Raw genomic sequence first — 6860 nt, 5'->3', positions numbered from 1 at the left:
GCACAAAACCCATCGCCAAAAAAACACGCTGACAAAGGATTTCCCGTTCAGAACCTTCTATTTCTTTGAATTTTACCGGCCGGCCGAGGAAGTCTTTTTCCCATTCTACATCAGTAACTACCAAGCCTTTTAAATTGCCGTTTTCATCGCCGATAAAACGCTTGGTGTTGATGCCCCAAAAACGTTCGCAGCCTTCTTCGTGCGAACTGGTGGTTTTTAAAACCATCGGGAAACTTGGCCATGGCATGGCAACCGTGCGGTCTTTGGATGGCTGAAACATTACCTCAAACTGTTTAATGGAACGCGCCCCTTGCCGGTTAGAAGTGCCCACACAATCCGAACCAGTATCGCCGCCGCCAATTACCACTACATCCTGATCGGTTGTGGTAATATTTTCACCGGTAAAAACAGTATTGCTGACGCGCTTATTTTGCTGCTTTAAAAACTGCATGGCAAAATAAATGCCTTTTAGTTCTCGGCCGGGGATGGGCAAATCGCGCGGAATGGTAGAACCGCCCGACAAAACTACGGCATCAAAATTTCGGATCAATTCTTCGGCCGTAACATCTTTCCCAACTTCCATGTTACACTTAAACGTGATGCCATCGTCTTTCATCACTTCCAAACGGCGGTCAATTATGGTTTTTTCCAACTTAAAATCCGGGATGCCGTAGCGCAATAATCCGCCCGGCTGGTCGTCCCGCTCAAAAACCGTAACCAAATGTCCCGCTTTGTTTAATTGCGCCGCAGCGGCCAGTCCGGCAGGACCGGAACCAACAACGGCAACTGTTTTTCCGCTGCGGATTAAAGGTGCCGTTGGTTTTACATAACCTTTGGAATAAGCAATTTCGATGATGTGTTTTTCAATTTCCTCGATTACGACGGCTGGTTTGTTGATGCCCAAAACACAAGCTGATTCGCAAGGCGCCGGACAAATACGGCCGGTAAACTCCGGAAAATTGTTGGTGGAAGAAAGGATTTGGTAAGCTTCTTCCCATTTCTTCTTATAAACTGCATCGTTAAATTCCGGGATAATATTGCCGAGCGGACAGCCCGAATGGCAAAACGGAATACCGCAATTCATACAACGCGCGGATTGCTCGTTCAGTTTTTCGTCTGAATAATTCCCTACAAACTCTTTATAATTTTGCACCCTTTCCTGTGGCGCTACTTTTGGCGGAAGTTCTCTGCCATATTCTTTAAATCCGGTATCTTTTCCCATTTATGATCAGATGGTTAAGGGTTCTTTTTGTTGTAAAACTTTTTTGTACTCTTTCGGGAATACTTTGATGAATTGGGAGGCAACAATTGGCCAATTGTTCAGCAGTTCTTGAGCAAGCGTACTATGTGTTAGTTGGACGTGTTTGCGCAACAAACTGATGATTTCCTCTTCATCGGCATCCGTCAATTGATCCAGATCAACCATTTCTACATTACAATTTTCGCGAAAAGTGGCATCGGCATCAAAAACCCAGGCAATGCCACCGCTCATGCCGGCTGCAAAATTTCGACCGGTTTTGCCGAGGATTAAAGCACGGCCGCCGGTCATGTATTCGCAACCATGATCGCCCACACCTTCAACGACTGCTGTTGCGCCCGAATTACGGACGGCAAAACGTTCGCCGGCTTGTCCACGGATAAACAGATCTCCGGAAGTAGCGCCGTAAAGCACCACGTTGCCAACAATAATATTTTCTTCGGGAACATACATACTGTTTTTAGCAGGATAAATTGCGATTTGTGCGCCCGAAAGTCCTTTTCCCACATAATCGTTCGCTTCGCCTTCCAACTCAAACGAAAGCCCTTTGGTGGCAAAAGCGCCAAAACTTTGCCCGGCAGAACCGGTAAATTTATAATTGATGATTCCGGCAGGCAGACCGGCAGAACCATAAATTTTAGAAATTTCGTTAGAGAGCAACGTGCCAACCGTGCGGTCTGTATTTTTGATGGTAAAAGAAGCATACACCGGCATTTGGCTTTCTAAAGCAGGTTTTGCCTGCTCCAATAATTTCCAGTCGATAATGTCTTCCATGCCGTGGTCCTGCTTTTCGCTGTTGTAAAGCGTCAATCCACGCGCATTGCTCACCGGGTGCAGCAAAGCAGAAAAATCAACGGTTTTTGCTTTCCAATGCGTAATGTTTTCGCGCACTTTTAAAAACTGAACACGGCCAACCATTTCGTTGATGGTTCGGAAACCTAATTCGGCCATAATTTCACGTAGTTCTTCTGCCAAAAATTGAAACAAGTTGACGACGTGTTCGGGTTTTCCGCTGAATAATTTGCGTAGTTCCGGATCTTGTGTTGCCACGCCAACCGGACAAGTATTGAGATGGCATTTCCGCATCATGATACAACCGCCAGCAACCAAAGCGGCTGTGGCAACGCCCCATTCTTCGGCGCCCAGCAAAGCTGCGATGGCTAAATCTTTACCTGTTTTTAATTGTCCGTCGGTTTGTAAAACTACCCGGCTTCTTAATTTATTTCGGACTAAAGTTTGGTGTGCTTCGGATAAACCCAACTCCCAAGGCAAACCGGCGTGTTTAACCGAACTGATTGGAGAAGCACCTGTTCCGCCATCGCTTCCGGCAATTAAAATCACATCAGCATGTGCTTTGGCAACGCCAGCCGCAATCGTTCCGACGCCCGCTTTAGAAACTAATTTTACGTTGATACGTGCAGCACGATTGGCATTTTTTAAGTCGAAAATTAACTGCGCCAAATCTTCAATCGAATAAATATCGTGGTGCGGCGGCGGCGAAATCAAACCAACACCCGGCGTGGCATGGCGTACTTTGGCAATCCATTCATCTACTTTATGTCCGGGCAGTTGTCCGCCTTCTCCAGGTTTTGCACCTTGCGCCATTTTAATCTGCAACTCATCGGCATTGGTTAAATAGTTGGACGTAACGCCAAAACGTGCCGATGCAATTTGTTTAATGGAAGAACGCATCGAATCGCCATTCTCTAACGGCACATAACGCATTTCGTCTTCGCCGCCTTCACCAGTATTACTTCTGCCGCCGATGCGGTTCATGGCAATGGCCAGCGTACTGTGTGCTTCGTGCGAGATTGAACCGAAAGACATCGCGCCGGTTGCAAAACGTTTCATAATATTTTGTACCGGTTCTACTTCGTTTATGGCGATAGATTCGCGGTGATGGGCAAAATCCAGCAAACCGCGGATGGTGTACATGCGGTCGGTTTGTTCATTAATCAGCTTGGCATAGCTTTTATAAACCGAATAATCGTTGGTACGCGTGGCATGTTGCAGCAAATGCACCGTTTGCGGGTTAAATAAATGCGCTTCTCCCCTACGCTTCCATTGGTAAATGCCGCCTTCAGGTAGCAACTGGTCTTCTTTTTTTGAACTGCGGAAACCGTTGCTGTGTTTGCACAAGGTTTCGCGGGCAATTTCATCTAAACCTAAACCACCAATCCGCGTAATTCCTCCTGTAAAATATTGATCAACCACTGCTTTGTTTATGCCCAAAATTTCAAACACTTGCGAACCGTGGTAAGATTGCAAGGTAGAAATGCCCATTTTTGAGAAAATCTTAAGCAAGCCATCGCAAATCGCTTTGATGTAGTTTTTGGAAAGGGAATCAATATCCAGCGTGGTATCCAATTTATTTTCCTTGCTCAACGTTTGGATGGTAGCCAGCGCGAGATACGGGTTGATGGCCGTTGCGCCAAAAGCCAGCAAACAGGCAAAATGATGCACTTCCCAAATATCACCGGCTTCAACCACTAAACCAACGGCGCCACGCAAACCTTTTTTAATAAGATAATGGTGGATGGCAGAAACAGCCAGCAAAGAAGGTATCGGCGCATGTTCCGAATCCAAAGCACGGTCTGACAAAATCAAAACCTCAAAACCATCCTGCACCGCATCTTCTGCATAACGGCAAAGCCGGTTTAAACCGTTGGCCAAAGAACCTGGTAGGCCATCAGCTTTAAAATAAGTTTGCAAGGTTTTGGCATGAAACAAACCGGTATCAATACTGCGCAATTTCTCCAGTTCGTAATCGTGCAAAATGGGTTGTTTGTGCGCCACGCAATGGCAGTGCATTTTATCTTCGTCCAGCAAGTTGCCGTTGTTGCCGATAAAAGTAGCCAGACTCATCACCAACCTTTCGCGGATCGGATCAATTGGCGGATTAGTTACCTGTGCAAAAAATTGTTTAAAGTAGCTGGAAATATGCTGCGGACGATCTGATAAAACTGCCAGCGGCACATCGGTTCCCATCGAGCCAATCGGTTCTTTTCCATCTGTAGCCATCGGTTTAATAATGGTTTCAATATCCTCACGCGAGTAACCAAAAACCTGTTGGTATTTAAAAACCGATTCTTTGGACAAATTGGTGAAAGAAACACGTGGTTCGGCCAGCTCGTCCAGCTTAATTTTATAATTTTCTAACCAGCGGCCATAAGGCTGGCGGGAAGTAATTTCTTTCTTGATCTCATCATCGGTAATGATTTCGCCTTTCGTGGTATCCACCAAAAACATTTTACCGGGCTGCAAACGGCCTTTTTTCATCACGCTGGCTTCATCTAAAGGCAAAACACCGGCCTCGGAAGCAACGATCACGCGGCCATCATTGGTAACCACATAACGAAGCGGGCGCAAACCGTTTCTGTCTAACAAGGCGCCGATGATTTTTCCGTCGGTAAAGTTTAAAGCAGCCGGGCCATCCCAGGGTTCCATCAGCGTGGCGTGGTATTCGTAGAATGCTTTTTTTAGCGGGTCCATTTGGTCGTTGCCGTCCCAAGCTTCTGGAACCAGCATCATCATTACGTGCGGCAAGGATCGGCCGGAATGCACCAACACTTCCACCACATTATCCAAACAAGCCGAATCCGACTGGTTGTTGTCAATCACCGGAAACAGGATTTCCATTTCATCCTTCGTGAAAAAAGGAGAAACATAAGAGCGGATGCCCGAATAAAACCAGTTTAAATTGCCCGTCAGCGTATTGATTTCGCCGTTGTGGGCCAGGAAACGAAAAGGCTGTGCTAGTTTCCAGGAAGGAAAAGTATTGGTCGAAAAACGCGAATGGATCATCCCGAAACCGGAACAAACGCGCTCATCACTTAAATCGGGGAAATACTGGCGGACCTGGTAAGTATTCAACTGGCCTTTGTAAACAATTATTTTGCAGGAAAACGAAGTAAAGTAAAAATGATCCGCGCCAACTTTGATTGTTTCCTGAACAGTTTTGGTAATAAAACGGCGCAACACATACAGTTTCCGTTCAAAATCATCTGCATGATGGATAGTTGCAGGCCGCGCCACAAACAATTGCTCAACGGTTGGTTCTGCGGCACGGGCAGTTTCGCCGATGCAGGAAGAATCAACCGGGACTTTGCGGTAACCTAAAATGGCAAGCCCAAGTTTATCGCAACACTGCGTGATGATGCTGCGGCATGCTTTTTTTATGCCAGAATCTTTAGGCAAAAACAGCATTCCAACGCCGTATTCACCGGGTTCTTTTAAAGAAATTTCATCGGCAATACATTCTTCCAGCAAAAACTCGTGCGGAATTTGAAGCAGTAATCCTGCCCCATCGCCCGAATCCGGGTCGCATCCACAAGCACCGCGATGCTCCATGTTTTCGAGCATGGTTAAAGCATCGGCTATAATTTGGTGCGATTTATGGCCATGGATGTGTGTAATAAACCCGGTTCCGCAAGCATCATGCTCAAATTGGGGGTCGTATAAGCCCTGCTGGTTTGTTTCAGATTGCTTCATTATTGCTTTAGAAGAATTAAAATAGTGGTGATTAGACGAATATAAGCTTAATGAAATAAACTTTCATGTATGGAATTGCTTTTTACAGAAATTTTAAAAACAATTGTCAAAAAAGACGAAAAATATAATCTTGGCAATAAAATAAAAGCATTTTTGCTATACTCATAACCGAAATTTCATCTTCAAAAACGGCCCGGTTTTTTAAAAACAAAAGGACATAGCCAATTGAAGCAGGTTTAAATTGACGTCATAAAACACACCTGCGATTGCGGATAGAATATTTACCAGAATTAATAATAGTCCCGGTGATTTTAAAAGCAATTTTTTTAATACTTTTAAAAACTTTAAAATATAAATCTCCTTATTAGGATAACGCTTAAATTTAGCAAAACCTAAAATCACATCCCATTCTTTCAACTGCTAAGTGCTAAGCGTATTTGAACAAGCAAATTAATTTTTTTTATAATAAAAGCTATGTCTGGAATTAACAAAGTGATATTGGTGGGGCATTTGGGCAAGGATCCTGAATACAGGCACCTTGAAGACGGTGTGGCGGTGGCAAGTTTTCCGTTGGCTACATCAGAAATTGTTTTGAGAGAAGGAAAACGGACCGAAATAACCGAATGGCATAATGTGGTTTTGTGGCGTGGCCTGGCCGATGTTGCCCAGCAATTGCTTACAAAAGGCAAACTGGTTTATATCGAGGGCAAACTGAAAACCCGTTCTTTTGAATCGAGGGAAGGAATTAAAAAATTTACCACCGAAGTAGTGGCCGAAAACTTTAAACTGTTGGGCCGAAAAACAGATTTTGTAAGCAACGAAGAGTTGGAAAACGCAAAATTTTAAGTAAAAAGGCCAGCAAAAATGCTGGCCTGATTTTTTTATCCTTTTTCCTGGTTTGGGTTTGGTTCCACGCCATCGTTGTCATTGTCCGGCGTAACTGTCGGGATCTCTTTTGCAAGCTCCTCGTTATCTTTCCCTTTTTCCGCTTCGCCCGAAGCTGATTTATTTTCCTGGTCTTGGTTTTCTGGCGCTGTTTCCATGCTATTTAATTGTTAAGTATTGCTCTAACACGCATAACCTACCTGATTGTTTTACCGGAAATAAAATC

Annotated in this window: 5 protein-coding genes; 1 reads left to right on the top strand and 4 read right to left on the bottom strand. The window is 44.7% G+C overall.

The window, feature by feature from the left end:
- The 3 genes from Q0192_RS06145 to Q0192_RS06135 all read right to left on the bottom strand — a co-directional run.
- The coding region (locus tag Q0192_RS06145; protein ID WP_299287682.1) for a glutamate synthase subunit beta at positions 1-1222 on the bottom strand (1222 nt) is incomplete at its 3' end.
- A gap of 6 nt (positions 1223-1228) precedes the next feature.
- Positions 1229-5749 (bottom strand): glutamate synthase large subunit, encoded by a 4521-nt coding sequence (gltB, locus tag Q0192_RS06140; protein WP_299287680.1) that lies wholly within the window; start codon positions 5747-5749, stop codon positions 1229-1231.
- Positions 5750-5950: 201 nt separating this feature from the next.
- Positions 5951-6166, bottom strand: coding sequence for a hypothetical protein (locus tag Q0192_RS06135; protein ID WP_299287677.1), 216 nt, complete (start codon positions 6164-6166; stop codon positions 5951-5953).
- A gap of 57 nt (positions 6167-6223) precedes the next feature.
- Here Q0192_RS06135 and ssb point away from each other — a divergent pair, with 57 nt between their 5' ends.
- On the top strand, positions 6224-6595 hold the full coding sequence (gene ssb / locus Q0192_RS06130) for a single-stranded DNA-binding protein (RefSeq protein WP_299287674.1): 372 nt from the start codon (positions 6224-6226) through the stop codon (positions 6593-6595).
- 35 nt (positions 6596-6630) lie between these two features.
- Here ssb and Q0192_RS06125 read toward each other — a convergent pair whose 3' ends face one another.
- On the bottom strand, positions 6631-6792 hold the full coding sequence (locus Q0192_RS06125; RefSeq protein WP_299287671.1) for a hypothetical protein: 162 nt from the start codon (positions 6790-6792) through the stop codon (positions 6631-6633).
- Positions 6793-6860: the final 68 nt, after the last annotated feature.

Origin of the sequence: uncultured Mucilaginibacter sp. (genome assembly GCF_937859865.1) — a bacterium.
Classification (GTDB): domain Bacteria; phylum Bacteroidota; class Bacteroidia; order Sphingobacteriales; family Sphingobacteriaceae; genus Mucilaginibacter_A.
Note: the sequence above shows the minus strand (reverse complement) of the source record. Positions and strands in the feature narration are given on the sequence as shown.

Excerpts from the sequence above, each read along its gene's own strand:
- gltB (WP_299287680.1), bottom strand. The coding sequence starts at position 5,749 with ATGAAGCAATCTGAAACAAACCAGCAGGGCTTATACGACCCCCAATTT.
- ssb (WP_299287674.1), top strand. The coding sequence starts at position 6,224 with ATGTCTGGAATTAACAAAGTGATATTGGTGGGGCATTTGGGCAAGGAT.
- Q0192_RS06125 (WP_299287671.1), bottom strand. The coding sequence starts at position 6,792 with ATGGAAACAGCGCCAGAAAACCAAGACCAGGAAAATAAATCAGCTTCG.